Raw genomic sequence first — 26,284 nt, forward strand, 5'->3', positions numbered from 1 at the left:
CGTTCCCGACGTTCGTGCCGAGACCCCTCAGGGGTAGCGGGGGGCGGTGCCCGTTGCACGGGCGATGAGCCGCGCCACCATCTCATCGGAGGTGGTGTTCTCCCCCGGGCGGTTCGGCTTGCCGGCGCCGTGGTAGTCGCTCGACCCGGTCACGATGAGGTCATGAGCTGCGGCGATCTCGTGCAGCATCCTCTTGCCCGCGGCCGTGTTCTCCCGATGATCGATCTCGAAGCCGCCGAGCCCCGCGCCGATCAGACGCTCGATGTAGGGAACGGGCATCATCCGATCTCGTCCGGACGTCACGGGATGCGCGATGATCGCGACCCCTCCTGCCTCCGTGATGAGCCGCACGGCGGTGAGCGGGTCCGGCGCGTAGTGCGGCTCATAGTAGCCCTCCCGCGGGTGCAGGATGCCGTCGAACGCCTCCGTGCGGTCGCGCACGATGCCGCGGGCGACGAGGGCGTCGGCGATGTGCGGCCTCCCCACCGTCGCGTCCTCCGTAGTCTGCGCGAGCACGTCGTCCCAGTGCAGGTCGTAGTCGCGGCCGATGCTGCGGACGATCCTCTCCGCACGACCGATCCGGTCGTCGCGGATGCGATCGGTCTCTGCGCGGAGTGCCGGATCCGCCGGGTCGAACAGGTAGCCCAGCACATGCACGCTGCGCCACTCGTGCTTGGCCGACAGCTCCATCCCCGGGATGAAGGTCATGCCCAGCGCGACGGCGGCGTCACCGGCCTCCTGCCACCCGGTCGTGCGGTCGTGATCGGTGAGGGCCGCGGTCCGGACGCCATGGGAGTGGGCCTGTCGCATGACCTCCGCTGGCGCCTCCGTGCCGTCCGACTGATTCGAGTGGAGGTGCAGGTCGGCGGGACCGGCGAACGATGAGGCCATCCTCCGAGCGTACCGAGCCGCGACGGCACGAGGCCCGCGCCGCGGCAGGGACTTCCCAGACACGGCTCATAGGCTGGGAGGGATGCTTCGACTACTGGGGATCCTGTTCACCGTGCTGCTCGCGATCGCGACGGCGATCGCCGTGTGGCCGCAGTTCTTCCGACTCGAGCAGACCTTCCCGTTCACGCAGATCGTCGCCGCTCGCGGCGTCGTGCTCGGGGCGCTGCTCCTCATCGCCGTGCTCTCGCTGCTGCTCCTGTTCGCGCGGCCGCTGCGGGGTTTCGCGGCGTCCGTCCTCATCGTCGCGCTGCTGGGCGCCGGTGCGACCGGAGCGATCGGCATGAGCCGGGGCTTCGGCGGCGACACCCTCCCCGCTGCGACGGAGTCGAGCGTGCGGGTCCTGAGCTGGAACACCGCGGGCGAGGTCGTCCCGGCGGAGACGATCGCACGGCAGATCCTCGACAGCGGGGCCGACGTCGTCGCCCTCCCCGAGACCACGGAGGCCGTCGGAGAGCAGATCGCGATCATGCTGCGCGCGCAGGGGCATCCGATGTGGGTGCACAACGTGCAGTACAAGCCCGACGTCGTGGACGGCCCGAAGTCGTGGCAGACGACGGTCCTGGTCTCCCCCGACATGGGCGAGTACTCGGTGATCGAGTCGTCGACAGACGGCACCAGCAACACGGCACAGGTGCCCAGCGTCGTCCTCATGCCCATCGACGGCACAGGGCCGACCATCGTCGCCGTGCATGCTGTCGCTCCGCGCAGGGAGGAGATGGGCCAGTGGCGCAGCGATCTGCAGTGGATCGCCGATCAGTGCCCGCAGGGCGATGTCATCCTCGCCGGCGACTTCAACGCCACGATCGACCACATGGCGTCGCTCGGCACAGGCGGAGGAGACCTGGGCTACTGCCGGGACGCCGCGTCGCGCACCGGCAACGGCTTCAGCGGCACCTGGCCCAGCTCGCTCCCCGAGCTGCTGAGCGCGCCCATCGACCACGTCATGGCCTCGCAGAACTGGACGCCCACCGGATCGTCGATCATCGGCGACGCCGCAGGGAGCGATCATCGCGGTCTCGTCGTGCAGCTCGAGCCCGCGGGCTGAGCCGAGACGAATCGCCGCCCTGCGGCGCCGAGCACCCTCGGCCACGAGACGAATCGTCTGCACCTCCTTCCGGCGACCCGCACGGCGCGACGAAACAGCCCGCGCAATGACAGACTTGAGGGATGAACACCGGAGAACGCGACACGATCGCCGAGACCAGCGCCGAGACCGTCATCGAGAACAGCACCACGAACCGCAAGCAGCCGTTCCCGCAGGGCTTCCTCGACACCATCTCCACCGGATGGGCCGAGCGCCCCGAGTCGTTGCCGTCCGCGCGGGAGCAAGCTCCGTACGCCGCCGCCCGCCGTGCGGCCGTGTCCGCGGCGTTCCCCGGGAAGCGCCTCGTGATCCCCGCAGGATCCCTCAAGCAGCGCAGCAACGACACCGACTACGTGTTCCGCGCGCACTCCGCGTTCGCGCACCTCACCGGGTGGGCGTCCGACTCCGAGCCCGACTCGGTGCTCGTGTTCGAGCCGACGGATGCCGGCCACGACATCACCCTGTACTTCCGTGAGCGCGCCGACCGCACGACGACGGAGTTCTACGCCGATGCCGCGATCGGCGAGTTCTGGATCGGCCCCCGACCGGCCCTCGCCGGTGTCGCCGCCGATCTCGACATCGCGACCGATCACCTGGACGCCTTCGCCGCCGGAGCGGACGACCTCACGCTCGGCGATTCCGACGAGCTCGACCGCTTCGTCTCCGAGCTGCGCCTCATCAAGGACGAGTTCGAGATCGCCGAGATGCGCCGAGCGGTCGAGATCACGGCGAACGGCTTCGACGACATCATCCGCGCACTCCCCCAGGCCACCTCTCACGCCCGCGGCGAGCGCGTCGTGGAGGGCGTCTTCCACCGCCGTGCACGCGAGGACGGCAACGGCGAGGGCTACGACACGATCGCCGCATCCGGACCCCACGCCTGCTACCTGCACTGGACCCGCAACGACGGAGCCGTCGTGCCGGGAGACCTGATCCTCGTCGACGCCGGAGTCGAAGCCGACAGCCTCTACACGGCGGACATCACCCGCACGCTGCCCGTCTCCGGAACCTTCAGCGAGGTGCAGCGCCGCGTGTACGAGACGGTGCGCGAGGCGGCCGACGCCGCCTTCGCCGCCGCGCAGATCGGCGTGCCGTTCCGCGAGGTGCACGGCGCGGCCATGAAGGTCATCGCCGCCCGCACCGCCGAGTGGGGCCTGCTCCCGGTGACCGCCGAAGAGGCGCTGGACGCGGATGCCGGTGGCCAGCACCGCCGCTACATGGTCCACGGCACCTCGCACCACCTCGGCATCGACGTGCACGACTGCGCCCAGGCCCGCCGCGAGATGTACTACGACGGCATCCTGGCGCCGGGCATGGTCTTCACGATCGAGCCCGGCCTGTACTTCCAGATCGACGACCTCACGGTCCCCGCCGAGTACCGCGGCATCGGCGCGCGCATCGAGGACGACATCCTCATGACGGAGGACGGACCGGTCAACCTCTCCGCCGACATCCCCCGCACCGCCGACGAGATCGAGGCGTGGATCGCGCGCGTCCAGGCCTGAGCACCTGCACCGCACACGGAAGACCGCCCGGGTTCCGGATGATTCGCGAGAATCTGTCCGGAACACGGGCGGTCTTCCGCATCTCGGGGCGGGGTCGGCGACCGGATGCCGTGCGCACAGCCCCTCGGGGGCAGAGGTGGTGGGACTGGTCATTCGGGCGGCAGGATGCCCGGAGGCTCAGGGCGCCTCGGCGACGATCTCGACCTTGAACCCCGCGGCGTTCTCGATCCATCCGGCGTAGTGGTCGGGACCGCCCGCGTGCGGGTAACGGTCGGAGTAGAGCGAGGTCCAGCCGCGCCCAGGTGCCTCTCGCATGACGGCATCCACCTCCGCTCTCGTCCCGCCGAGGAAGGCGAGGTGGTTCACGCCCGAGCGGCGCCGGTCGTGCGCGGCATCCGCAAGGTTCGGTGAGGTCGTCAGGGTGATGTAGGCGCCGCCGTCTCCCCAGCTGGCTCCCCCCGGCCACTGCGCCGTCACTGCATAGCCGAGCCGGTCGAGCAGCCACCCCCACGAGGAGATCGCTCCGTCGAGGTCGTCGACCCAGACTTCGATGTGATGCAGTCCGCTCATCGCCGCCTCCTGATCGTCCGTGCTCCGCCCCTCAGGCATGCTAGCTCCCCGCGAAGCCCCTCCGAGTTCCGGAAGACACCCCGAGATCCGGAGAGATCGGCACGGATCTGCCGGAACCGGGGCGAAGCGCCGCAGTTCAGCCGGGAATCGGACGTTCGGACCCGCGCCAGCACCCCATCCCAGGCCCCGGTCACCAGGCCTCGGAGATCCGTGACTGCCGTCAGACGCCGACCGGCGCCCCGCGTCGCGCGAGCGCCGCGGCCATCTGCTCCACGGCCTGCACGATGATCGGGCGCGGCGTGGCCAGGATGAACCGCAGGAATCCGTCACCCGGCGCCCCGCACGCGATGCCGTCGGTGAGCGCGACCCCCGCGTGCTCGCGGAAGAAGTCGGCGGGCGACCCGTCGATGCCGAGACCGCGCGCATCGAGCCAGGCGATGTAGCTCCCCTCCGCTGGGGTGTAGCCGATCTCGGGGATCTGTGCGGCGAGCAGCTCGCCCAGCAGTCGACGGTTCCCGTCGAGGTAGGCGTGCGTGTCCGCGAGCCACTCCCGCCCGTCGTCGTAGGCCGCGGTGTTCGCGATGATCCCGGGGTTGCTCGCGAGCAGTTCGTTGCGCGTCACGACGGGGGTGGCCCAGACGGCGGCATCCGCGTCGTTGCTGAGGATCACCTGCGCGGCTTTCAGACCGGGCAGGTTCCACGCCTTCGACGCGCTCGTCGACGTGATGGTGTGGTTCGCGGCGGCCTCACTGATGCTCGCGTACGGGATGTGCACGTGCGGCGCGAACACCAGCGGGGCGTGGATCTCGTCGGAGAACACGCGTCCGCCGTGCCGCTCCACGATCTCCGAGATCGCCAGCAGCTCCTCGCGCGTGAACACGCGCCCCACGGGGTTGTACGGGTTGCACAGGATGAGCATCCCGCCGCCGTCGGCGAAGGCCCTGTCCAGTCCGTCGAGGTCGAACACGTACCTGCCGTCCTGAACCAGCAGCGGGACCTCGATGATCTCGCGGTCGTGCATCGGCGGGATCTTCAGGAACGGCATGTACGCCGGGGTCGGCAGGATGATCTTCGACCCGGGCGCGGTGAAGTGATCGATCGTGGCGCGCATCGCGATGAGCACGTCGCCGACCGGGCGGATGCGCTCTGCGGGGACCTTCCAGCCGTAGGAATCGTCGAGGAAGCGCGCGCACGCGCCCGCCATCGCGTCGACGAGGGCGGGAGTGGGATACCCGACGAGGGCCCCGACCGACCCGGTCAGCGCGTCGCTGATCGCGGGCGCGACACCGAAGTCCATCTCGGCGATGAACGCGCCGATGGCGTCAGGATAGGTCGACCACTTGAAGCTGCCGGTCTGCCGGAGCTGGTCGATGCCGATCGCGTCGTAAGCGTGTGAGGTACCCATACGCCTCCATGCTCTCAGCGCCCCGCGAACTCCGATACGAATGTGACCAATGATGACCCGATATCGGATGCCTCGCGCCGGTGGCCCTTGATCTCGAAGGTGTGCCCGCCGCCCTCGATCCAGACGACGCGCGCGTCCTGACAGGTCGCGACCACCTCGTCGAACTGCGACACCGGCTGGATGAAGGGATCGTTCGTCCCCTCGATGAACAACTGGGGAACCGCGATAGCCGGCAGATGCTCCGCGCGCGGCTTCTCCGGCTTGCCCGGCGCGTGCAGCGGATACCCGAGGTAGACGAGACCGTCCACCGTCATCCCTTCCGCGACCGCCATCGACGCCATCCGTCCGCCGTAGGACTTGCCCGCAGCCCAGATCGCCGCCTCGGGGTCAACCGATCGCGCGAAGCCGACGACCGCGTTCCAGGTCGCGATCGCATGAGCGGCAGGACCGGGCATCCGCCGCCCCAGCTCGACGTAGGGGAAGTTGAAGCGCAGCGTGGAGAACCCCTGCTCGTACAGCCCGGAGGCGAAACCGGTCAGGAACGGATGGTCCTTGCCCGTGCCTGCACCGTGCGCGATGACGACCGTCGCCCCGTTCGTGCCCTGATCCCAGTCGGCCGACACGGTCGTGACCCCGGTCGGCAGCTCGACCTCGATCGCGACCGTCACGAGGCCGCGCTCACTGCTTCGGCTCGGCCTGCTCGCCGTCCTGCTGCACGGGAGCCTCGGACGCATCACCCTCGCTCTGCGGCGCCGCGACGGACTCATCCGCGGATGCGGCCGCTGCCGACTCCGCGGCGGGTGCGGCATCGGCGGGGGCCGCGTCCTGCGGCACCGGGTCGGCGGGACGCGGCGGGATCACCGGCGCGGCGGGCGTCGCGGGGGCCGCACCGGCGGCCGGGATCCGCTCACCGTACCTGGGCGGCTCGTCGAGGTTCACCGGGGGCCGAGCGACGGTCGTCTGACGCACGGCGCCGAGGACCTTGCGCGCCTTGGCGACCGATGCCGGCAGCACGGTGACCTCGTAGTGGTCGGCCGCGAACTGGGTGACGCTCGCGAAGTCGCGCCGGCGGCGGACGATCGCATAGGTCACCAGGCTGAGCAGCATCCCGAGCGCGACGCCGATGAAGACGAAGCCGACGAAGAGCTGGATCGGCACGTCGGGGTTGCCGAGCACGAGGATCGCGGAGAGGAAGAGTCCGATGAGCACGCCGTTGATCGCCCCCGAGCGCGCGGCTGCGGCGTAGCCGAGGCGGCCGGTGATGCGCTCGACGGTGCGGACGCTCTGGCCGATGATGGCGATGTCACGCGCCGGCACCTCCTCGGCGATGAGTTTCGACACCGTCTTCTGCGCGCTCTCGTAGTCTCGCACCGAGGCGACGACCTCGCCGGTGTCGTTGCTGCCTGCCGGACGGTTCAACATGCTCATCCGGCCATTGTTCCATGCCCCTCTGGACGCTGGCTCTGCGCGGCGAACCGGGGCCGCTCACACGGAGGCGCGCACTACGCTGGACGGGTGAGCACACAACGGGTATTCGCCGCGCGCCTGGCAGGCTGCGCCGTCTTCGACCCCGTGGGCGACCGGCTCGGCAAAGTCCGTGACGTCGTCATCGTGTACCGAAGTACCGCCGCCCCGCGCGTGATCGGTCTCGTGGTGGAGATCCCCGGACGCAGGCAGGTGTTCCTCTCGATCGGACGCGTCACCTCGATCCGCGCCGGCCAGGTCATCAGCACCGGCCTGATCAACGTGCGCCGGTTCTCCCCGCGCGCCGGCGAGGTGCGCGTGCTCGCCGAGCTGCTGGGCAGACGCGTCAGCCTCGTCGACGGCAGCGGCACCGCCGTGATCGAGGACGTCGCGATCGAGCCGAACCGCCTCGGCGAGTGGGCCATCAGCCAGCTGTTCCTCCGCAGGCCGAAGACCAGCGCCTCCCCCTTCGCGAAGGGGCCGACCACTTTCGCCGCATGGAGCGAGGTCTCGGAGGAACGCGCACCCGGCGAGTCCCAGTCGGCGGAGCAGCTGGTCGCCTCGTACTCCGAGCTGCACGCGGCCGACCTCGCCACGACGCTGCTCGACCTGCCTCAGCAGCGTCTGATCGAGGTGGCGGAGGAGCTCTCCGACGACCGTCTCGCCGACGCCCTCGAGGAGATGCCCGAAGACGATCAGGTCGACATCCTCGATCGCCTGGGCGACGAGCGCGCCGCCGACGTCCTCGACGAGATGGAGCCCGACGACGCGGCCGACCTCCTCGCTCAGCTCCCGCCCGAGCGTCTGGAGCACCTGCTGGCCCTGATGGAGCCGGAGGAGGCCGAGGACGTCAGGATGCTGCTGCGCTACGGCCCCGACACGGCGGGCGGTCTGATGACGCCCGAGCCGATCATCCTCTCAGCCGACGCGACGGTCGCCGAGGCGCTCGCGCTGATCCGGCGTCACGAGCTGCACCCCGCCCTCGCCGCCGCGGTGTTCGTGACCCTCCCGCCGTTCGAGACACCCACCGGGCGCCTGCTCGGCGTCGTGCACTTCCAGCGCATGCTGCGCTATCCCCCGCACGAGCGCCTCGGCGCGATCGTCGACGACAGCCTCGAACCCGTCCCCGTCACGGCGTCCGCCGCCGAGGTGGCCAGGATGCTCGCCAGCTACGACCTCGTGTCGCTTCCGGTCATCGACGCCGCCCACCGCCTCGTCGGAGCGATCAGCGTCGACGACGTGCTCGACTACCTGCTGCCCGACGACTGGCGCACGCACGACGACGACGAGCAGCCGGCGAAGGAGGTGCGCTGATGGCGAAGAACAACGCCAGGCTCGATGCGCCCCTCGGCCGCGGCGCGGTTCGCCAGAAGCCCGTCTCGCGCGACCGCTTCGGCCGCTTCACCGAATGGATCGCGCGGGCGATGGGCACACCCGCGTTCCTGCTGCTCCTGAGCCTGTTCTGCGTGCTCTGGATCGGCTGGAACACGCTGATGCCCGACAGCGTCCGTTTCGACGACGCCGCACTCGGGTTCACCGCCCTGACCCTGATGCTGTCTCTGCAGGCCTCCTACGCGGCTCCGCTCATCCTGCTCGCGCAGAACCGGCAGGACGACCGGGACCGCGTGCAGATCGAGCAGGACCGGCAGCGCGCCGAGCGCAACCTCGCCGACACCGAGTACCTCGCCCGCGAGATCGTCGCGCTGCGCATGTCGCTCGAGGAGCGCAACGCGCAGGCCGTCACGCGCGACGTGCTCCGTCAGGAGCTGAAGGCGTTGCTCGCCGAGCTCGACGACACCCCAGACAAGAAGTCATGACCTCCGCCGACGCGATCCGCTCGGCGGTCTCGGCGGTCACCGACCCCGAGCTGCGCCGCCCGATCGGCGACCTCGACATGGTGCGCGACATCTCGCTCGAGGGCACGAGGGCGCACGTCGCCATCGTGCTCACGATCGTGGGCTGCCCCGCCGCAGCGCGGATCGAGTCGGAGGTGCGGGCGGCCGCGGCATCCGTTCCCGGGGTCGACGAGGTCGACGTCGAGGTGGGCGTCATGACACCGGCCGAGCGCAAGGCCCTCACCGAGAAGCTCCGCGACGGCAGGCCCGCGAGGCAGATGCCGTTCGGCCCCGACTCCCTGACCAGGGTCATCCTCGTCTCCAGCGGCAAGGGCGGGGTGGGAAAGTCCACCATGACCGCGAACCTCGCCGTGGCCCTCGCCGAGCAGGGGCTCGCCGTCGGACTGGTCGACGCCGATGTGCACGGCTTCTCGATCCCCGGGCTGCTCGGCATCCCCGCCGGCACGCAGCCGACCCGCATCGACGACCTCATGCTCCCCCCTGTGGCGCACGGGGTGAAGACGATCTCGATCGGCATGTTCCTCCGCGACGGAGAGGCCGTGGTCGCCTGGCGCGGACCGATGCTGCACCGCACGGTGCAGCAGTTCCTCACCGATGTCTTCTTCGGCGACCTCGACATCCTGCTGATCGACATGCCCCCCGGTACGGGCGACATCGCGATCTCGATCGGGCAGATCCTGCCCCACGCCGAGGTCCTCGTGGTCACCACGCCGCAGGCGGCGGCATCCGACGTCGCCATCCGCAGCGGCCTCGTCGCACGCCAGACCGGACAGCGCGTGATCGGCGTCGTCGAGAACATGGCGGCGTTCACACTGCCGGACGGCTCCGTGATCGACCTGTTCGGCTCCGGAGGAGGCGCTGCGGTCGCCGACGCGCTCTCGACCGACGGCCACGTCCCGCTGCTCGCCAGCATCCCGCTCAGCCCTGCGCTGAGGGTCGGCGGCGACGAGGGCGTCCCCGTCGTGATCGGCGATCCGGCGGACGCAGCGGCCATCGCCATCCGCGACCTCGCCCGCTCGCTCACGGAGCAGGGACGCGGGCTCGCCGGGCGCTCCCTGCCGATGCGGGTGAGCTGACGCATGAACGGATCGCTCACGGTCGACGAGAGCCTGCTGCGCCGCATGGCACGCGACGCGTCCATCTACTCGCTCACCCGTCCCTGGGCGCTCGTGATGTGGGCGGCCCTCGTCGCGGCCCTGATCACCAGCATCCTGAACCTCGACGCCGCAGGAAGCGGCGCAGGGGCGCTCACCGCCTGGATGCCGGTCGCCGTGACCCTGCTCGGCCTCTACGCCGTCTGGCTGACCGTGGCGTCCGCACGCCGGGCCGTGCGCGCGGCGATGCCCCCGGGGACGGACGTGTGGGTGTCCGTCGGCGACGATGCGCTGAGGATCGGCGCCGCCACCCGCACCTCCACGGTGCCGTACGCCGAGTTCCAGAGCGTCCGCGCCGGACGGGACGCCGTGCTGCTGAAGCTGCGCAAGGCATCAGTGGTCACCGCCGTGCCCCGCGCGCTCCTCGCCGACGAGGACATCGCGGCCCTCCGCGCGAAGATCGGCTGAGTCAGCGGCGCGCCCTGCGTCGGTCGCGCAGCCGCCGCAGCGGGATGACGATGACGACCAGCACCGCGAAGAGCGGGCAGACGACGGCGCCGAACGCGAGCAGCGTGCCGACCGCGAAGTCGTTCGAACCGGTGCGGCCGAGCCCGATGCTCCCCGTGCCGAACGTGTCTCCCGCGACGAGGTACTCGCCCCCGTAGGTGTCGAGGGAGTCGACGCAGCTCACTTTGTGCGCACCGGCATCCGCGGCGGTGAACTGCGCGAACTGCTCGAATCCCGGGCGCGGATTCATCCACCACACCGTGTCGTCCCAGGTGAGCGCTGGGGGGCCGTGCTGCGTCACGGGGTCTCCATCCGGAGACACGACGGAGCAGTCCACGGTGCCGAATATGACGGAGTGCCCGCTCCCCCAGAGGCCTGCGGATTCGCCGGCCGCGAGTTCCACCGTCATGCTGTCGCCGACCGGAGTCGGAGCAGCCTCGCCGACGGACCGGGCGATGGGCAGAACCCAGAGCATCCAGATCAGCACACCCGCGATCGCGCACAGCGCCGCGGCCGCGAACGCGACCTGATCCTTGTGCCTCTGCTGCGTCGACCCGTCGCTCACGTGGCTTCGATGTCGAACGGCGGAAGGCTCGTGCGCGAGAACTCCGGCCTCTCGATCGGCGAACGCGGTGCGGCGGGGGTCGGCTCCGCGAGCGCCGCGGATGCCGCCGCCGCCGGGGCGGGACCGTCGTCGAACAGTGCGTCGCGGATGATGCGGCGCGGGTCGTACTGACGCGGATCGAGCTTGCGCCAGTCGACGTCGTCGATCTCCGGACCCATCTCCTCGCGCACCCGCGACTTGGTGTCGCGCAGCATCTCGCCGCCGCGACGGACCAGTTTCGCGAACGCCTCGGCGTAGCGGGGCAGGCGGTCAGGACCCACGATGAGAACCGCGATCAGCCCGATCAGCAGAATCTTCTCGAACGAGATCCCGAGTTGCATCTGTCCAGGCTACCGCCGCGCCTGCCTCTTCGATGCACGCCGACCGCATACCCTGGGAGAAGTCACACCTCAGGCGGGAGAACCAGGGCTATGAGCGAGCACGACGCGAACGCGCGTTTCCTCCGCGAATCCATCGTGGAGCCGACATCCATCGCCCGCGCCCGCGCACACGCGGTCGAGCTCGGCGCCGCGCCCATCAGCGCAGCGGTCGGCTCGCAGATCGCCGTGCTCGCCGCGGCCACCGGCGCCCGGTCGATCGTCGAGATCGGGACGGGAGCGGGAGTCTCCGGGCTCTGGCTGCTGCGCGGAGCCCCCCAGGCGGTGCTCACGTCGATCGACAACGAGCCGGAGCATCTCGCCGCGGCACGTCAGGCGTTCGCCGATGCGCGCATCCCCGCGACCAAGGCGCGATTCATCACCGGACGCGCGGCGGATGTACTCCCCCGCATGAACGAGGCCTCCTACGACATCGTCCTCGTCGATGCCGACGCGGAGAACGTCATCGACTACGTCGAGCACGGCCTGCGCCTGGTCCGGATGGGCGGCATGGTGCTCGTCCCGCGGATCCTCGCCGGAGGTCGCGTCGCCGACCCCGTGCAGCGCGATGAGGTCACCTCGGCGTACCGCTCGCTCGTCCAGGAGACGCAGGAGTCCTCCGCGGTGCTGGCGACGGTCTCCCCCGCGGGCGAGGGTCTGCTGCAGCTCATCAGCGTCGAAGCCGACTGAGCTACTGCCGCCGCGCGAGCCCCTCCCCGTGCGCGAGCCGTCGCACGTGGCGGGTCGCTGCACACTGAACCCGCCTTTTCCAACGGTTCGACGCGCCGCGCCGCACTCGCGCTGCCCCGAGACGAGGAAGAGGGCGACGGATCCGAAGATCCGTCGCCCTCTTCTCAGAGTTCGAAGTGTGTCAGGCCGGCGTCACGACCGCGGCGAGCACGTCGTGAAGCTCCTTCGCCTCGGCATCGTTCACGGAGACGACCAGGCGTCCGCCTCCCTCGAGCGGGACACGCACGATGATGAGTCGTCCTTCTTTCACGGCCTCCATAGGTCCGTCTCCGGTCCTCGGCTTCATCGCTGCCATCGTGGCTCCTTTTCCTCGGTGGTATGCGATCAGTTTATCGGGTGTCACCGAGCTCGGGATGTCGCCTGTGAAGAAATGCATCAATCATTTACATTCACGGCACCTGCCAGAAGGTGTTCCCGAGCGCGTAGACGTAGTGGATCCAGGTCCATTGACCGGCGAGACAGGCGAGGAGAACCGCCAGACGCCACAGCCGGGATCGCGGTACCGCCACCGCTCCCCACAGCGGACTCAGCGGGAGCAGCAGCCGGAACGTGCTCGACTGCGGGAAGAAGACCGCGAGGAGATACAGCAGGTAGCTGGCGCTCCAGAGCCTCAGATCGGCGCCCAGCGCGCGCACACTGCGCGAGTAGAGGAGCACGATGCCGGCCGCCACGACGAGAAGCGCCAGGGCGATCGGACCCCAGGACTGCGGCATCCCCCACTGCCCGAACCAGAACTGGGATGCCTGAACCCACCCCTCGAAGGGGATGAAGCCCTCGACGCCGCCGACGATCCAGTTCGAGCGCCAGGCGAGTTCGGTCGCGAGATAGGCGCCGGGATCTCCCGTGGCGATGCCCGCGATCACCTGCCAGGCGAAGCCGCATGCCGTCGCGAGGGCGCCCGCCGCGACGATGTGAAAGATCTCCCTGCTCGGCAGCGGGTCGCTCCGGCGATGGATCCACCGCAGGATGCCGTGCAGGCCGAGGTAGAGCGCGAAGGCGAGTACCCCGGGTCGGGTGAACGCCATCAGCGGGATCAGTAGATACAGCAGCGCATATCGTCGGCGGGCGACCGCGTCGAGCGACAGGAACAGAAGCAGGAGGAACAGCGTCTCGGCGTATCCCACCTGGAACATCGCGGCGATCGGTCCCGCCGCGAAGAAGATCACAGCCCAGGTCGCGGCCGAACGACCGATCCTGTCGCGCAGCAGACGGTGCAGCACGAGGCACGCGAAGTACCCGGCCACCAGCGAGATCAGGAAGGCTCCCGCTCCCCAGGACCCGAACGGAAGGCCCACGATCTTCGCCGCATATGCGTACAGGGGCATGAACGCCCAGGTGTTCTCCGCGACATCGCCGGAATCGGTGAGCGGCAGCGTCGTCGGGTATCCGAAGTCGGCGACCGACCAGTACCACTGCGCATCCCAGCCGAGCACGAAGGTCCCGAGTCCCGGCTGCGCCCCGAAGCGCGACAGAGACGTGGACTGGGTCGCGGCGACGATCAGGAAGGCGGTCGTGACCAGGCGCGCGACCACATAGATCACCGCGATGCGCGCCGCATGCGGGACGTGCGCCCAGCGGCGCGCCGCGATCAGTGCGAGGTGAGCCATGCGCGCAGTCCGCGCTCGACGGCGTCGATCTGGGCGAGCGGCACCCGCTCCTCGTCGTGGTGGGCGAGGTGCGGATCCCCCGGTCCGTAATTCACGGCAGGGATGCCGAGAGCCGAGAACCGGGCGACGTCGGTCCAGCCGTACTTCGGCTGCGGCACCGCGCCGACCGCCTCGACGAACTGCTTCGCGATCGGCGCGTCCAGACCGGGACGCGCACCTTCGGCGGCATCCGTGATCTCGACGTCGAACCCGGCGAGCACGCTGCGGATGTGCTCCTCGGCTTCAGCAGCCGATGCGCTCGGCGCGAACCGGTAGTTGACCTCGACCTCGCACGCGTCGGGGATGACGTTGCCGGCGACGCCCCCGGCGATGCGCACCGCGCTGAGGCTCTCCCGGTACAGCAGCCCCTCGACCTCGACCTCGCGTGCCCGGTACTCGGCGAGACGGGAGAGGATCGGCGCGGCCTTGTGGATCGCGTTCTCGCCGATCCACGCTCTCGCCGCGTGGGCGCGGACGCCGTGGGTGCGCACCACGGCGCGCAGCGTGCCGTTGCATCCGCCCTCGACCTCGCCGTTCGACGGCTCACCCAGGATCGCGAAGTCGGCGGCGAAGAGCTCGGGGCGATCGGCGGCCAGCAGCGCGAGGCCGTTCTTCGACGCCTCGACCTCCTCGTTGTCGTACCACATCCACGTGACGTCGACGACGGGATCGGACAGCTCGGCGGCGAGCTTCAGCTGGACGGCCGTGCCCGCCTTCATGTCGACGGTGCCTCTGCCCCACAGGTAGGGCTGCCCGTCGAGCTCGATGTCCTTCGTCGGAACGTTCCCGTTGATGGGCACGGTGTCGATGTGGCCGGCGATCGCCACGCGCTGCGCGCGACCGAGATCGGTGCGGGCGACGATCGTGTTGCCGTGGCGGATCACCTCGAGGTGTCCGTACGCGGAGATCGCCGCCTCGATCTCATCGGCGAGGGTCTTCTCATCGCCCGAGACGCTGGGGATGTCGCAGATCGCGCGAGTGAGTTCGACGGAGGACGCGGTCAGATCGAGCACCATGTCACCAGCCTACTCAGCGCGGCATCAGCGAGAACTCACGGCGACACATGCGAGAACCGCCCGGCCGATGGACGCTACCGTTGAAGGCATGACTGACGCGCGCACCGTATGGGGTACTGGTCTCTCGACGATCGCCGGAGACGGCACCGTTCTGGACGCCTGGTTCCCCGAGGTCGGCACGGGAACGCCGGATGCCGGCGACGCCGCGGCCGGACTGATCACGTTCGAGGCGCTGGCGGGTCCGGACGAGCGTCGCAACGTGACCGTCGAGACCGTTCACCTCGTGATCGACCTCGATGCGGCGCCGACCTCGACGGCCGACGCCTACCTGCGCCTGCACGCCCTCTCGCACCTCGTGGTGCGCCCGAACGAGCTCAACCTCGACGGCATCTTCGCCCACCTCCCGAACGTCGCCTGGACCAACGCCGGTCCCGTGCACCCCGACGACGCCAACCGGCTGCGTCCGCTGCTGCAGCGCGCGGGCATCCAGGTCGCCGGGCTCGACAAGTTCCCACGTCTGACCGACTACGTGCAGCCCGCAGGCGTCCGCATCGCGGATGCCTCGCGCGTGCGCCTCGGCGCGCACCTCTCCCCCGGCACCACCGTGATGCACGAGGGCTTCGTGAACTTCAACGCCGGCACTCTCGGCGCGTCGATGGTCGAGGGTCGCATCTCGCAGGGCGTCGTCGTCGGCGACGGCAGCGACATCGGCGGGGGCGCGTCGATCATGGGCACGCTCTCCGGCGGCGGCGCGCACCGCGTCTCGATCGGTGCACGCACCCTGCTCGGTGCGAACGCCGGCATCGGCATCTCCCTCGGCGACGACTGCGTGGTCGAGGCGGGTCTCTACGTCACCGCCGGCACGAAGATCGTCCTCGTCGACGGCCCCGTGACCGCCGACGGCACGAAGAAGACCGTCAAGGGCGCCGACCTCTCCGGTCAGGACGGCCTCCTCTTCCGGCGCAACTCGCTGAGCGGGGCGGTCGAGGCCGTACGCCGCACCGGCGTCGGCGTCACGCTCAACGAGGCCCTGCACGCCTGAAACTCGACGCACGAGACGACGCGACGCGCTGATACGGCGCGCGCTCAGCTCACGCCGCCCGGTCACTGATAGACTGGGCGGCGTTGCTCGTACCGCCAGTCGAGCGACGTCGTCGTCGTAACGGGGTCTCCGAGGACCGAAGCGAGCAGAGATCTGCTCCCACAACCAGCAATCAGCCTGGCCTTTTCGAACGGCGAACCGATGCGCTGTCTGCGCCGTCGCCCACCTCATACCCACCTTTATCAGGCTCGCCGTCATACGTGCGCCCTACGGAGCTTTCTCTATGCCTTCTTTCCTTGATCTCGGCGTGCCCGCCGAACTCGCCGCCGTTCTCGCCGCCTCCGGCAAGACCGAGGCGTTCGCCATCCAGCGCGACACCCTTCCCGACTCCCTCGCCGGACGCGACCTGCTCGGTCGCGGACGCACGGGCAGCGGCAAGACCATCGCCTTCGCCCTGCCCCTCGTCGCCCGCCTCGCCGCCTCCGGCGGCAAGCGCCGCTCCGGCCTCCCGCGCGGACTGGTGCTCGCACCGACGCGCGAGCTCGCCACCCAGATCGCCGCGACCGTCGCCCCGCTCGCCGAGGCTGCCGGCCTCTCCGTCACGACCGTCTTCGGCGGCGTCAGCCAGCGTCCGCAGGAGCAGGCGCTGCGCGGCGGCGTCGACATCGTCGTGGCCTGCCCCGGCCGCCTCGAAGACCTCATGAAGCAGCAGGTCGTGCGCCTCAGCGCGATCGAGGTCACCGTGCTCGACGAGGCCGACCACATGGCCGACCTCGGCTTCCTTCCCGGCGTCACCCGCATCCTCCAGGCGACGCCCGCCGGTGGACAGCGCCTGCTGTTCAGTGCGACGCTGGACCGGGGCATCGACAGCCTCGCCCGCCGCTTCCTCTCGAACCCGGTCAGCCACGAGGTCGACGAGGAGAGCGTGCCGGTCGGCGAGATGACGCACCGCGTGCTCGTCGTCGACTCCACCGAGAACAAGACCACGCTCGTGCGCGATCTCGCGTCGGGCACCGGCCGTCGCATCCTCTTCACCCGCACCAAGCACCAGGCGAAGAAGCTCGCCAAGCAGCTCACCGCCGCGGGCATCCCCGCGGTCGATCTGCACGGAAACCTGTCCCAGAACGCGCGTGAGCGCAACCTGGGCGCGTTCTCCTCCGACCCGGATGACGGCGGCGTGCGCGTGCTCGTCGCGACCGATGTCGCCGCGCGCGGCGTGCACGTCGACAACGTCGACCTGGTCGTCCACGTCGACCCGCCCATGGAGCACAAGGCGTACCTGCACCGCTCAGGCCGCACGGCTCGCGCCGGCGCCGCGGGCACCGTCGTGACCGTCGTTCTGCCCGAGCAGCGCCGTGACGTGAAGGACCTCCTGCGCAAGGCCGCGATCACGGCCCCGCTCGAGGAGCTCACGACGGCCGCCGTCACCGAGCTCGTCCCGGAGCGCGCGCCGCATGTGCGCCCCGCACCGGTGCAGCAGCAGCAGCGCCAGGCGCCCAAGCAGCGCCCGGCCGGCGGCGAGAAGAGCGGCGCGGCGAACCCGCCCGCCCGTCGCCGTCGTCGCAGCTCAGGCAGCGGCGCGGGTGGCCAGGGCCAGCCCGCCGGCGCCCGCCAGGGCGGCCAGCGCCAGTCGCAGGGCAGCCAGCGCCGCGGCGGCGCGCCCCGTCAGGGTCGCTGACCCGCACCCTTCCGCATCGACGCCCCATCTGGCCGTCGACGCCCCGCCTGACAGACGTCAGCGCGATGGGGCGTCGATGCGCAGGTGGGGCGTCGGCGTCTGCCCGGGAAGGGGCACGGGCAGGGCTGGGTCAGTGCTGTACAGCCGCGAGGACCGCCGGGTCGGAGCATCCGCTCACGAACCCGGCGAGCCTGCGCCTGATCTCGAAACCGAGGACGCGGGCGCCGATCCACTCGGCCACGGGAGCCAGCCAGCGGGGCCGGCAGGAGAAGTTGTACTTCCAGACCGCGAGCGTCCCCTCCGGGACCTCGGTGAAGCGCCATCCGCCTCCGAGCTTCTCGAAGAACCACGGACCGCGCTCCATCACCATGCCGACGTTGGTCGGCGGAGCGTAGGAGACGTAGCGGCTCACCATGCCGAAGCCGAAGCGCTGGCGGGTGAAAGTCCGCACGCCCTTGGCTGCGGCATCCGCCCCGTCGAGGAGATGCTGCTCGCTGATGAAGCGATCCCAGCGTCGCCGGACGGATCCCGTCGTCTGCGACACCGCGAATGCCGTCGCAGGATCGACCGGAACGATCGCCTCCGCGCTGACGACAGGCATCGCGGCCGGAGCCTCAGCGGGTCTGGAACGTGCGCTCGGGAGACCCTGTGTAGAGCTGCTGCGGGCGACCGATCTTCGTCTGCGGGTCGAGCTGGAGCTCGCGCCACTGCGCAAGCCATCCGGGAAGGCGGCCGATCGCGAACAGCACGGTGAACATCCGCGTCGGGAAGCCCATCGCCTTGTAGATCACGCCCGTGTAGAAGTCGACGTTCGGGTAGAGACGCCGCTCCTTGAAGTAGTCGTCGGCGAGGGCGATCTCCTCGAGCTCCTGCGCCAGGTCGAGCAGCGGATCGGTCACGCCGAGCTCGGCCAGAACCTCGCCGGCGGCTTCCTTGACGAGCTTCGCGCGCGGGTCGTAGTTCTTGTAGACCCGGTGCCCGAAGCCCATCAGCTTCACGCCCTCTTCCTTGTTCTTCACCCGGTCGACGAAGCGCGACACGCTCTGGCCGGAGTCGCGGATCTGGCCGAGCATGGTGAGGACGGCCTCGTTCGCTCCGCCGTGCAGCGGGCCGGACAGGGCCTGGATGCCGGCGGAGATCGACGCGAACTGGTTCGCTCCGGTCGATCCGACGAGGCGGACGGTCGAGGTCGATGCGTTCTGCTCGTGGTCCTCGTGGAGGATGAGCAGCAGCTCGAGGGCCTTCGACATGACCGGGTTGACCTGGTACTCCTCGGAGTGCACCCCGAAGTTGAGCTTGAGGAAGTTCTCGACGAAGCCGAGCGAGTTGTCGGGGTAGAGGAACGCCTGCCCGACGCTCTTCTTGTGCGCATACGCCGCGATCACGGGCAGCTTGGCGAGCATGCGGACCATGTTCAGCTCGACGTGCTCGGGGTTGTGCGGGTCGGTCTGGCCCTCGTAGTAGGTCGAGAGGGCGGCCACCGCCGAGGACAGCACGGACATCGGGTGCGCGGTGTGCGGCAGCGCGGAGAAGAAGCGCTTGAGGTCCTCGTGCAGAAGGGTGTGGCGACGGATCTTCTCGTCGAACTCCGCGAGCTCGGATGCCGAGGGGAGCTCGCCGTAGATGAGCAGCCAGGCGACCTCGAGATAGCTGGTCTGCCCCGCGAGCTGCTCGATCGGGTAGCCACGATAGCGCAGGATGCCCTTGTCGCCGTCGATGAAGGTGATGGCGGACTTCGTGGACGCGGTGTTGACGAATCCGTAGTCGAGTCCGGTGTAGCCCGTCTGGCGGGTCAGGGTCGAGAAATCGATGCTGTCGTGTCCTGCGGTGCCTCGCACCACGGGGAATTCTGCGGTGGTCTCACCGATCGTCAGCTTCGCCGTAGCCTGCTGCTCTGCCCCTGCGCTCACGCGGGCCTCCTCAAGGGTGTTGATCAAGCCGGAAGTGGCGATGTCACGGCGCACAGCGCCAGGTCGGGTCACGACCGAATCGCCTTTACAGCCTAGTAGCCGCCATGACCAACTGTGACATCCGCCAAAAGGACAGCGGACTTCGAGGGAGAACCTACAGATTCTCACCATTCAGGCGACGAGCGGCCTCCAGGATGCGATCCGTCGGAGCCGTCAGCGCCAGCCGGATGTGCTCACCGGAGTGGGCGCCGTAGAACGGACCGGGGCCGGCGAGGATGCCGAGACCGGCCAGGCGGTCCATGCTCTCCCAGGCGTCACGCCCCTCGGTCGCCCAGAGGTACAGCCCCGCCTCGGATCCGTCGACGCGGAAGCCTGCGGCCTCCAGCGCCGGACGAAGCGCGTCACGACGGGTGCGGTACAGCTCCTTCTGCAGGCGGACGTGCTCCTCATCACCCAGAGCCACGGCCATGGCATGCTGCACCGGCGCCGGCGGCATGAGACCGAGATGCTTGCGGGCGGTGAGCAGCTCCCCCACGATGCGCGCGCACCCGGCAACGAAGGCCGCTCGGTAGCCCGCGAGATTGGACTGCTTGCTCAGGGAGTAGACGCTGAGCAGATTCGCCCGACTTCCCCCCGTCACGCGAGGGTCGAGGATCGACGGGATCGACTCAGTCGCCCAGCGTCCGTCCCAGCCGAGCTCCGCGTAGCACTCGTCGCTGGCGAGAACGGCGCCCAGCTCGCGGGCGCGCTCGACCGCGACGCGCAGCTCCTCGACCGTCCAGGTGCGGCCGTCGGGGTTGCCCGGGGAGTTGATCCAGATGAGCTTCGCACCCTCGGGCCATTCCGCGGGGTCGTCGAGGGCGACAGGGGTCGCTCCGGCCACCCGGGCGCCCACCTCATACGTCGGGTACGCGATGCGCGGATGCACGACGATGTCGCCGTCGCCGAGTCCGAGCAGCGTCGGCAGCAGCGCCACCAGTTCCTTGGAGCCGATCGTCGGGAGGACGTTCGCGACGGTCAGGTCGCTCACTCCGCGGCGTCGGGAGTACCAGTCGACGATCGCCTCGCGCAGCGCGGGGGTGCCGACGGTCTGCGGGTACGCGTGCGCGTCCGTGGCCTCCGCCAGCGCCCTGCGCACGATCTCGGGCGTCGGATCGACCGGGGAACCGATGGAGAGGTCGACGATGCCGCGCGGATGCTGCGCTGCCCTGTCGCGGTACGGGACGACCGCATCCCAGGGGTAATCAGCCAGGTCGCGGACGCTCACCGGCTACTCGCCCTGCGGCGGGAGCGCCGAGATGATGGGGTGATCGTGCGCGATGACGCCGACCTTGGCAGCGCCGCCGGGCGAGCCGATCTCGTCGAAGAACTCGACGTTGGCCTTGTAGTAGTCCTGCCACTCCTCGGGGAGGTCGTCCTCGTAGTAGATCGCCTCCACGGGGCATACCGGCTCGCAGGCGCCGCAGTCCACGCACTCGTCGGGGTGGATGTACAGCGAGCGTTCACCCTCGTAGATGCAGTCAACGGGGCACTCGTCGATGCAGGCACGATCCTTCACATCGACGCACGGAAGGGCGATCACATACGTCACGGGATCAGTCTACGCGCGCGCGTCCGCCTCGGGCGCCGGCGCGGCCGCCTCGGTGCGCACCGGGAGGCGCCGGAAAGAGGGCCACGCCACGGTGAGCAGCACCAGACCGGCGACGATGTAGATCCACACCTGTCCGGCCGGCGTGTTCTGGACGACCACGGATCCGCCGGGGCCGACGCCGGAGATCAGCATCAGCATCCCGACCATCCCGAGTCCGGCCGCGACCGTGGCCGCACGGTCATGCGTGAGGGCGCGGATGCCGATCAGGATCGATCCGCAGGCGATCGTGCCGATGATGATCCCGATCGGGACGGGTCCCCACATCACGCTGTGGGCGATGGTCCCGGCGACGCCGAAGACACCGCCGACCATCGCCGCGGCGATCCACGACACGATCTTCGAGAGCCACTTCACCCCTCGATCCTACGCGCGCACCCTATGGACGCACGGGGGCGGCTCAGGCGGCGAGGCCCGTGAGTCGGAGCAGCGCGGCGACGAGCGCCGCCGCGAACACCACGACGAGGAACGACTGCCGCAACCACAGCAGCCCGGCGGCGACCAGGAGCGCGGGCACCCGTGCGTCGACGACGACCGCCTGCCCGGCTCCCAGCGTCTGGACCGCGACGAGGGCGGCGAGCAGCGCGACCGTGAGCAGATCGGAGATGCGAGCGGGACGCGGCTCCTCGAGCACCAGGGGAGGCACCAGATACCCCACGGCCTTCAGGGCGAGGCAGATGATGGCGGCGAGCAGGATCGCGCCCCACAGGCTCATGCGTCGGCCTCCGCACGCGGGGCGGGCGCGCTGAACCAGTTGAACCAGCCGACCAGGATCGCGACGAGGGCGGCGACCAGCACGGGGAGCCCCGGCATGATGAACGGGGTGAGGGATGCCGCGACCACGGCCGCGGCGGCGCCCACCGCGATGGCCTGGCGCTGCTTCAGCCGGGGCCACAGGAGTGCGAGGAATGCGGCGGCCGCCGCGGCATCCAGTCCCCACGCCCGGGGATCGCCGAGAACGTCTCCGACGAGCGCGCCGATGAGAGTGGTGACGTTCCAGCCGGCGAAGATGCCGATGCCCGTCACCCAGAACCCGATCCGTCGCAGCCGAGGATCGCTCTGCGAGATCGCGACGGCGGTCGACTCGTCGATCGTGAAGTGCGCGGCCGAGGCGCGATGCTTCGCTCCCCCGCCGATGATCGGCGACATCCGCATGCCGTAGGCGACGTTGCGCACACCCAGCAGTGCGGCCGAGGCGACTGCGGACGGCAGGGCGGCGAGTCCGCCGGCGGCGAAGACCCCGACGAAGGCGAACTGCGAGCCGCCGGTGAACATCAGCAGGCTCAGCACGCAGGCCTGCCAGACATCAAGGCCTGCCGCCACCGCGAGGGCTCCGAACGAGATGCCGTAGGCACTGGTCGCGAGCACGACCCCGAGCGCCTCCCGCCACACCTCGCGCTCGGCGCTCACGGAGACACCGTTCGATCCGATGAACACATGAACATCATTCTGAACATGCCGGGGGTCATAGTCAAGCGAACGATCGTTTGACATGATGAACACATGGAAGATCTGCGCACCCGCATCGCACGGACCCTGCGTCGAGAGCGGGAGGCCGCGGGGATCTCCGTCTCCGAGCTCGCACGTCGCGCCGGCGTATCGAAGGCCACGGTGTCGCAGCTCGAGAGCGGGGCTGGCAATCCGAGCGTCGAGACGCTGTGGGCGCTCGGTGTGGCGCTCGGGGTGCCGTTCGCTGTGCTCGTCGACCAGCAGTCGCACGCTCCCACCCTGATCCGCGCCGACGACCTCGCCGGGGTGCCGTCATCGGCGGCCGCCTACAGCGCGACACTGCTCTCGGCGAGCCCGCCCGGTGCGCGCCGGGACATCTACCTGATCAAGGCCGAACCTGGAGACGCCAGGAGGTCCGACCCGCATCACCCCGGCACCATCGAGCACGTCGTCCTCATGACGGGTCGGGCACAGGTCGGGCCGGCCGATGACCCCGTGCTCCTGAACCCCGGCGACTACCTCACCTACCCCGGCGACGCCCCGCACGTCTTCGAAGCGGTCGCCGCGGGCACCAGCGCCGTCCTCATCTCTGAGCTGCGCTGACCCCGAGTCGTCGCGAAGGGCGGGCGCCTGCACGAGGCACCCGCCCTTTGCGGCGGTAAGCGTGGCTCACGCAAGCCGCGCGAATCGCGATCAGTACCAGTTGGTGGCCTGGGAGTGACCCCAGGCGCTGCACGGAGTCCCGTACACGGAGGAGATGTAGCCGAGGCCCCAGGCGATCTGCGTGGCGGCGTTGGTCTGCCAGTCGGAGCCCGCGGAGGCCATCTTGCTCCCCGGCAGGGCCTGCGGGATGCCCGTGGCGCCCGACGGGTTGTGGGCCTGGTAGTTCCAGCTCGACTCCTTGTTCCACAGCGAGCTGAGGCAGGAGAACTGGTCCGCTCCCCAGCCGTACTGGCTCGCGGCCATCGACTGGGCAGTGGCCTTCGCCCCGTCAGGGGTGTTCGCCGCTGCGAGGGCCGCTGCCGCTGCGGCTGCCTGCTCCGCTGCCGCGCGGGCCGCATCCTCCGCAGCCTTTTTCTCCTGGGCCGCAGAGAATGCGGACTGCAGGCTGGCCGTCGCGGCGACGACCTCGTCCGTCTCCTGGACGAGGTCGGCCGAGCGCACGGCGAGGATCATCGGCGGCATGACATCGCGCTCCTTGAGCGCGTCGATGCCGTCGCGGAGCTCACTCGTGTCGACGGTCGCATCGATCGGACCGACATCGAGACCCGACGACACGACGTCGGCCGCGAGATTCTCGGCCGCGGTCACGGCGCCTCGCGCCTCCACGAGTGACGTGGAGGCCTCGTCGGCGATCTTCGCCAGCGGCACGGTGCCGGGCACCAGCTGGGCCGCTGCCGGGGCCGGTGCGCCGTTCTCGGCTCCGGCTGCCGATGCGGAGGTGAACCCCACCGTCAGGGCGATCCCGAGGATCGCTGCGGTCGCGGCGCCGAAGAGCAGGGTCGGGCGACGGGAGGTGACGGCGGCTCGGGCGGATGCCGCTGCGGCGGCGCGCTGAAGCGCACGGGTGTTCTGAAGCATGAAGAGGTCGACTTTCGGGTCGTCGTACGCCCTCGCAGGAGACTCATCGGGAGCTCGTCCCAGGCGCAAGTCTTCGAGTCTGTACGCGCTTCCTGAACGAAAAATCTGTCCGACCTGGACAATTCATGAGAAAAGGGCCCCGTACGCGCCATCTCGGCGGTACGGGGCCCTTTCGTGGAGGTGCTGGCTAGCGACCTCGCAGGCTATTCTCAGGCGTTCGCGTCCTGACGCTTGAGACGAGAGGTCTCGCGGCCGCGCACGGTCTGGTCGAGGATCACCTTGCGGATGCGAACGCTCTCCGGAGTCACCTCGACGCATTCGTCGTCACGCGCGAACTCCAGGCTCTCCTCGAGGGTCAGCAGACGCGGAGGCGTCATCGACTCGAAGTTGTCGGCGTTCGCCGAGCGCATGTTGGTGAGTTTCTTCTCCTTGGTGATGTTCACGTCCATGTCGTCTGCACGCGAGTTCTCACCGATGACCATGCCCTCGTAGACCTCCTGCGTGGGCTGCACGAAGAAGGACATGCGCTCCTGCAGCGCGATCATCGCGAACGGCGTCACGACGCCCTGGCGGTCGGCGACGATCGAGCCGTTCTGGCGCGTGGTGATCTGCCCTGCCCACGGCTCGTACCCGTGCGAGATCGCGTTCGCGATGCCGGTGCCGCGGGTCGTGGTGAGGAACTCGCTGCGGAAGCCGATGAGGCCGCGCGACGGGACGATGAACTCCATGCGCACCCAGCCGGTGCCGTGGTTGGTCATGTTCTCCATGCGGCCCTTGCGGTTCGCGAGGAGCTGCGTGATCGCGCCGAGGTGCTCTTCCGGCGTGTCGATCGTGAGGTGCTCGAACGGCTCGTAGGTCTTGCCGTCGATCTTCTTGGTGACCACCTGCGGCTTGCCGACGGTGAGCTCGAAGCCCTCCCGGCGCATGTTCTCGACGAGGATGGCGAGGGCCAGCTCTCCACGACCCTGAACCTCCCACGCGTCGGGGCGGCCGATGTCGACGACCTTCAGCGAGACGTTGCCGATCAGCTCCTTGTCGAGGCGGTCCTTCACCATGCGAGCGGTGAGCTTGTGCCCCTTGACCTTGCCCATGAGCGGCGACGTGTTCGTGCCGATGGTCATGGAGATGGCGGGGTCGTCGACCGTGATCGCCGGGAGAGGACGGACGTCGTCCGGGTCGGCGATGGTCTCGCCGATGGTGATGTTCTCGAAGCCGGCGATGGCGACGATGTCGCCGGGGCCCGCGGACTCGGCCGGGTAGCGCTCGAGGGCGCGGGTCTTCAGCAGCTCGGTGATGCGGGCGTTGCTGGTGGTGCCGTCGGCGCGCACCCAGGCGACCGTCTGGCCCTTCTTGAGCGTGCCGTTGAAGACGCGCAGGAGCGCGAGGCGGCCGAGGAACGGGCTGGAGTCGAGGTTGGTGACCCAGGCCTGCAGCGGAGCCTCGTCGTCGTACGCCGGAGCCGGCACGTGCTCGAGGATCGCCTCGAACAGCGGCTCGAGGTCGTCGTTGTCGGGCAGCGAGCCGTCGGCGGGACGGTTCTGCGACGCGGCGCCGGCACGACCGGACGCGTACACGACCGGCACGTCGAGCAGGGCGTCGACGTCGAGGTCGGGCACGTCGTCGACGAGGTCGGATGCCAGCCCCAGCAGCAGGTCGTGCGCCTCCTCCTCGACCTCCGCGATGCGGGCGTCGGGGCGGTCGGTCTTGTTGACCAGGAGGATGACGGGGAGCTTGGACTCGAGAGCCTTGCGCAGGACGAAGCGGGTCTGCGGCAACGGTCCCTCGCTCGCGTCGACGAGCAGCACGACGCCGTCGACCATGGACAGGCCACGCTCAACCTCGCCGCCGAAGTCGGCGTGGCCGGGGGTGTCGATCACGTTGATCGTGATCTCCTTGCCGTCGGCGTGCTTGCCCTTGTACGTGATCGCCGTGTTCTTGGCGAGGATCGTGATGCCCTTCTCACGCTCGAGGTCGTTGGAGTCCATCGCGCGTTCCTCGACGTGCGAGTGCTCGCCGAACGAGCCCGTCTGGCGGAGCATCGCGTCGACGAGGGTGGTCTTGCCGTGGTCGACGTGAGCGACGATTGCGACGTTGCGGAGGTCTGAACGGAGGGCGTGCGCCATGCAGGAATCCTAAGAAGGTGGTGG

General features: G+C 69.7%; 29 protein-coding genes. 10 read left to right on the plus strand and 19 right to left on the minus strand.

The annotated features are described in order from the left end of the window. Positions 1-27: 27 nt before the first annotated feature. On the minus strand, positions 28-891 hold the full coding sequence (locus tag MRBLWH10_RS09965) for a PHP domain-containing protein (protein WP_341939731.1): 864 nt from the start codon (positions 889-891) through the stop codon (positions 28-30). Positions 892-973: 82 nt separating this feature from the next. Here MRBLWH10_RS09965 and MRBLWH10_RS09970 point away from each other — a divergent pair, with 82 nt between their 5' ends. Together MRBLWH10_RS09970 and MRBLWH10_RS09975 are read left to right on the plus strand one after the other, a co-directional pair. Continuing rightward, positions 974-1,996 (plus strand): endonuclease/exonuclease/phosphatase family protein, encoded by a 1,023-nt coding sequence (locus MRBLWH10_RS09970; RefSeq protein ID WP_341939732.1) that lies wholly within the window; start codon positions 974-976, stop codon positions 1,994-1,996. A gap of 122 nt (positions 1,997-2,118) precedes the next feature. Beyond that, complete coding sequence (locus tag MRBLWH10_RS09975; RefSeq protein ID WP_341939733.1) at positions 2,119-3,540, plus strand: aminopeptidase P family protein; 1,422 nt, start codon at positions 2,119-2,121, stop codon at positions 3,538-3,540. A gap of 177 nt (positions 3,541-3,717) precedes the next feature. Here MRBLWH10_RS09975 and MRBLWH10_RS09980 read toward each other — a convergent pair whose 3' ends face one another. The 4 genes from MRBLWH10_RS09980 to MRBLWH10_RS09995 form a co-directional block, all read right to left on the minus strand. After that, positions 3,718-4,110: a VOC family protein gene (locus MRBLWH10_RS09980; protein WP_341939734.1), complete on the minus strand. Its 393-nt coding sequence runs from the start codon at positions 4,108-4,110 to the stop codon at positions 3,718-3,720. Between the two features lie 220 nt (positions 4,111-4,330). Further along, positions 4,331-5,515, minus strand: coding sequence for an aminotransferase class I/II-fold pyridoxal phosphate-dependent enzyme (locus MRBLWH10_RS09985; protein WP_341939735.1), 1,185 nt, complete (start codon positions 5,513-5,515; stop codon positions 4,331-4,333). 14 nt (positions 5,516-5,529) lie between these two features. Then, on the minus strand, positions 5,530-6,183 hold the full coding sequence (locus MRBLWH10_RS09990; RefSeq protein ID WP_341939736.1) for an alpha/beta family hydrolase: 654 nt from the start codon (positions 6,181-6,183) through the stop codon (positions 5,530-5,532). Positions 6,184-6,193: 10 nt separating this feature from the next. Beyond that, entirely contained in the window at positions 6,194-6,943 is a 750-nt protein-coding gene (locus MRBLWH10_RS09995) for a general stress protein (RefSeq protein ID WP_341939737.1), read from the minus strand. Between the two features lie 87 nt (positions 6,944-7,030). On the opposite strand from MRBLWH10_RS09995, the gene MRBLWH10_RS10000 reads away from it, so the two are divergent. The 4 genes from MRBLWH10_RS10000 to MRBLWH10_RS10015 are packed head-to-tail and all read left to right on the plus strand — an operon-like array spanning position 7,031 to position 10,397. Further along, entirely contained in the window at positions 7,031-8,293 is a 1,263-nt protein-coding gene (locus tag MRBLWH10_RS10000; protein ID WP_105672524.1) for a CBS domain-containing protein, read from the plus strand. Then, positions 8,293-8,796, plus strand: coding sequence for a DUF1003 domain-containing protein (locus MRBLWH10_RS10005; protein WP_341939738.1), 504 nt, complete (start codon positions 8,293-8,295; stop codon positions 8,794-8,796). Before MRBLWH10_RS10000 ends, MRBLWH10_RS10005 begins: the two co-directional genes overlap by 1 nt. Continuing rightward, on the plus strand, positions 8,793-9,911 hold the full coding sequence (locus MRBLWH10_RS10010; protein WP_341939739.1) for an Mrp/NBP35 family ATP-binding protein: 1,119 nt from the start codon (positions 8,793-8,795) through the stop codon (positions 9,909-9,911). The genes MRBLWH10_RS10005 and MRBLWH10_RS10010 overlap by 4 nt, the downstream gene beginning before the upstream one ends. A gap of 3 nt (positions 9,912-9,914) precedes the next feature. Next, positions 9,915-10,397, plus strand: a complete 483-nt coding sequence (locus MRBLWH10_RS10015) for a YcxB family protein (RefSeq protein WP_341939740.1) — start codon at positions 9,915-9,917, stop codon at positions 10,395-10,397. A gap of 1 nt (position 10,398) precedes the next feature. On the opposite strand, the gene MRBLWH10_RS10020 is transcribed toward MRBLWH10_RS10015, so the two are convergent. Both MRBLWH10_RS10020 and MRBLWH10_RS10025 read right to left on the minus strand, forming a co-directional pair. After that, positions 10,399-11,001 carry a hypothetical protein gene (locus MRBLWH10_RS10020; protein ID WP_105672528.1) on the minus strand — a complete coding sequence of 201 codons (603 nt, stop codon included), beginning with the start codon at positions 10,999-11,001 and terminating at the stop codon, positions 10,399-10,401. Then, the gene (locus MRBLWH10_RS10025; RefSeq protein WP_105672529.1) at positions 10,998-11,381 is read right to left on the minus strand and encodes a twin-arginine translocase TatA/TatE family subunit; all 384 of its coding nucleotides are present in this window, start codon (positions 11,379-11,381) and stop codon (positions 10,998-11,000) included. The genes MRBLWH10_RS10020 and MRBLWH10_RS10025 overlap by 4 nt, the downstream gene beginning before the upstream one ends. 90 nt (positions 11,382-11,471) lie before the next feature. Here MRBLWH10_RS10025 and MRBLWH10_RS10030 point away from each other — a divergent pair, with 90 nt between their 5' ends. Beyond that, complete coding sequence (locus tag MRBLWH10_RS10030) at positions 11,472-12,107, plus strand: class I SAM-dependent methyltransferase (RefSeq protein WP_341939741.1); 636 nt, start codon at positions 11,472-11,474, stop codon at positions 12,105-12,107. Positions 12,108-12,288: 181 nt separating this feature from the next. Here MRBLWH10_RS10030 and MRBLWH10_RS10035 read toward each other — a convergent pair whose 3' ends face one another. The 3 genes from MRBLWH10_RS10035 to dapE all read right to left on the minus strand — a co-directional run bounded on the left by MRBLWH10_RS10035 (position 12,289) and on the right by dapE (position 14,829). Beyond that, on the minus strand, positions 12,289-12,462 hold the full coding sequence (locus tag MRBLWH10_RS10035) for a DUF3117 domain-containing protein (protein WP_067122349.1): 174 nt from the start codon (positions 12,460-12,462) through the stop codon (positions 12,289-12,291). Positions 12,463-12,556: 94 nt separating this feature from the next. Beyond that, positions 12,557-13,774 carry a hypothetical protein gene (locus tag MRBLWH10_RS10040; protein ID WP_341939742.1) on the minus strand — a complete coding sequence of 406 codons (1,218 nt, stop codon included), beginning with the start codon at positions 13,772-13,774 and terminating at the stop codon, positions 12,557-12,559. Beyond that, positions 13,756-14,829: a succinyl-diaminopimelate desuccinylase gene (gene dapE, locus MRBLWH10_RS10045; protein ID WP_341939743.1), complete on the minus strand. Its 1,074-nt coding sequence runs from the start codon at positions 14,827-14,829 to the stop codon at positions 13,756-13,758. Before dapE ends, MRBLWH10_RS10040 begins: the two co-directional genes overlap by 19 nt. A gap of 88 nt (positions 14,830-14,917) precedes the next feature. Between dapE and dapD the strand changes: the two genes are divergently transcribed. Together dapD and MRBLWH10_RS10055 are read left to right on the plus strand one after the other, a co-directional pair. Beyond that, positions 14,918-15,871, plus strand: a complete 954-nt coding sequence (gene dapD, locus MRBLWH10_RS10050) for a 2,3,4,5-tetrahydropyridine-2,6-dicarboxylate N-succinyltransferase (RefSeq protein WP_341939744.1) — start codon at positions 14,918-14,920, stop codon at positions 15,869-15,871. 283 nt (positions 15,872-16,154) lie between these two features. Further along, complete coding sequence (locus tag MRBLWH10_RS10055; protein WP_341939745.1) at positions 16,155-17,549, plus strand: DEAD/DEAH box helicase; 1,395 nt, start codon at positions 16,155-16,157, stop codon at positions 17,547-17,549. A gap of 130 nt (positions 17,550-17,679) precedes the next feature. Here MRBLWH10_RS10055 and MRBLWH10_RS10060 read toward each other — a convergent pair whose 3' ends face one another. From MRBLWH10_RS10060 to MRBLWH10_RS10090, 7 genes are all read right to left on the minus strand, one after another. Beyond that, positions 17,680-18,150 (minus strand): SRPBCC family protein, encoded by a 471-nt coding sequence (locus tag MRBLWH10_RS10060; protein WP_341939746.1) that lies wholly within the window; start codon positions 18,148-18,150, stop codon positions 17,680-17,682. Positions 18,151-18,163: 13 nt separating this feature from the next. Continuing rightward, entirely contained in the window at positions 18,164-19,459 is a 1,296-nt protein-coding gene (locus tag MRBLWH10_RS10065) for a citrate synthase (protein WP_105672536.1), read from the minus strand. A 154-nt stretch (positions 19,460-19,613) separates the two neighbouring features. Next, entirely contained in the window at positions 19,614-20,726 is a 1,113-nt protein-coding gene (dapC, locus tag MRBLWH10_RS10070; protein WP_341939747.1) for a succinyldiaminopimelate transaminase, read from the minus strand. Between the two features lie 3 nt (positions 20,727-20,729). Then, entirely contained in the window at positions 20,730-21,050 is a 321-nt protein-coding gene (fdxA, locus tag MRBLWH10_RS10075) for a ferredoxin (RefSeq protein ID WP_091231642.1), read from the minus strand. A gap of 9 nt (positions 21,051-21,059) precedes the next feature. Continuing rightward, positions 21,060-21,464, minus strand: a complete 405-nt coding sequence (locus MRBLWH10_RS10080; protein ID WP_223586732.1) for a histidinol dehydrogenase — start codon at positions 21,462-21,464, stop codon at positions 21,060-21,062. Between the two features lie 43 nt (positions 21,465-21,507). Further along, positions 21,508-21,822, minus strand: a complete 315-nt coding sequence (locus tag MRBLWH10_RS10085; protein ID WP_341939748.1) for an AzlD domain-containing protein — start codon at positions 21,820-21,822, stop codon at positions 21,508-21,510. Next, a complete protein-coding gene (locus MRBLWH10_RS10090; RefSeq protein WP_341939749.1) occupies positions 21,819-22,517 on the minus strand; it encodes an AzlC family ABC transporter permease in 699 nt (232 codons plus the stop codon). The genes MRBLWH10_RS10085 and MRBLWH10_RS10090 overlap by 4 nt, the downstream gene beginning before the upstream one ends. A gap of 93 nt (positions 22,518-22,610) precedes the next feature. Between MRBLWH10_RS10090 and MRBLWH10_RS10095 the strand changes: the two genes are divergently transcribed. Continuing rightward, on the plus strand, positions 22,611-23,159 hold the full coding sequence (locus tag MRBLWH10_RS10095) for an XRE family transcriptional regulator (protein WP_341939750.1): 549 nt from the start codon (positions 22,611-22,613) through the stop codon (positions 23,157-23,159). A 90-nt stretch (positions 23,160-23,249) separates the two neighbouring features. Here the strand turns inward: MRBLWH10_RS10095 and MRBLWH10_RS10100 are convergent, their stop codons facing one another. Both MRBLWH10_RS10100 and typA read right to left on the minus strand, forming a co-directional pair. Further along, complete coding sequence (locus MRBLWH10_RS10100) at positions 23,250-24,137, minus strand: phospholipase (protein WP_341939751.1); 888 nt, start codon at positions 24,135-24,137, stop codon at positions 23,250-23,252. Positions 24,138-24,346: 209 nt separating this feature from the next. Continuing rightward, positions 24,347-26,260, minus strand: a complete 1,914-nt coding sequence (gene typA, locus MRBLWH10_RS10105; protein ID WP_223586736.1) for a translational GTPase TypA — start codon at positions 26,258-26,260, stop codon at positions 24,347-24,349. Positions 26,261-26,284 lie beyond the last annotated feature (24 nt).

Origin of the sequence: Microbacterium sp. LWH10-1.2 (genome assembly GCF_038397765.1) — a bacterium.
In the GTDB taxonomy this organism is placed as follows: domain Bacteria; phylum Actinomycetota; class Actinomycetes; order Actinomycetales; family Microbacteriaceae; genus Microbacterium; species Microbacterium natoriense.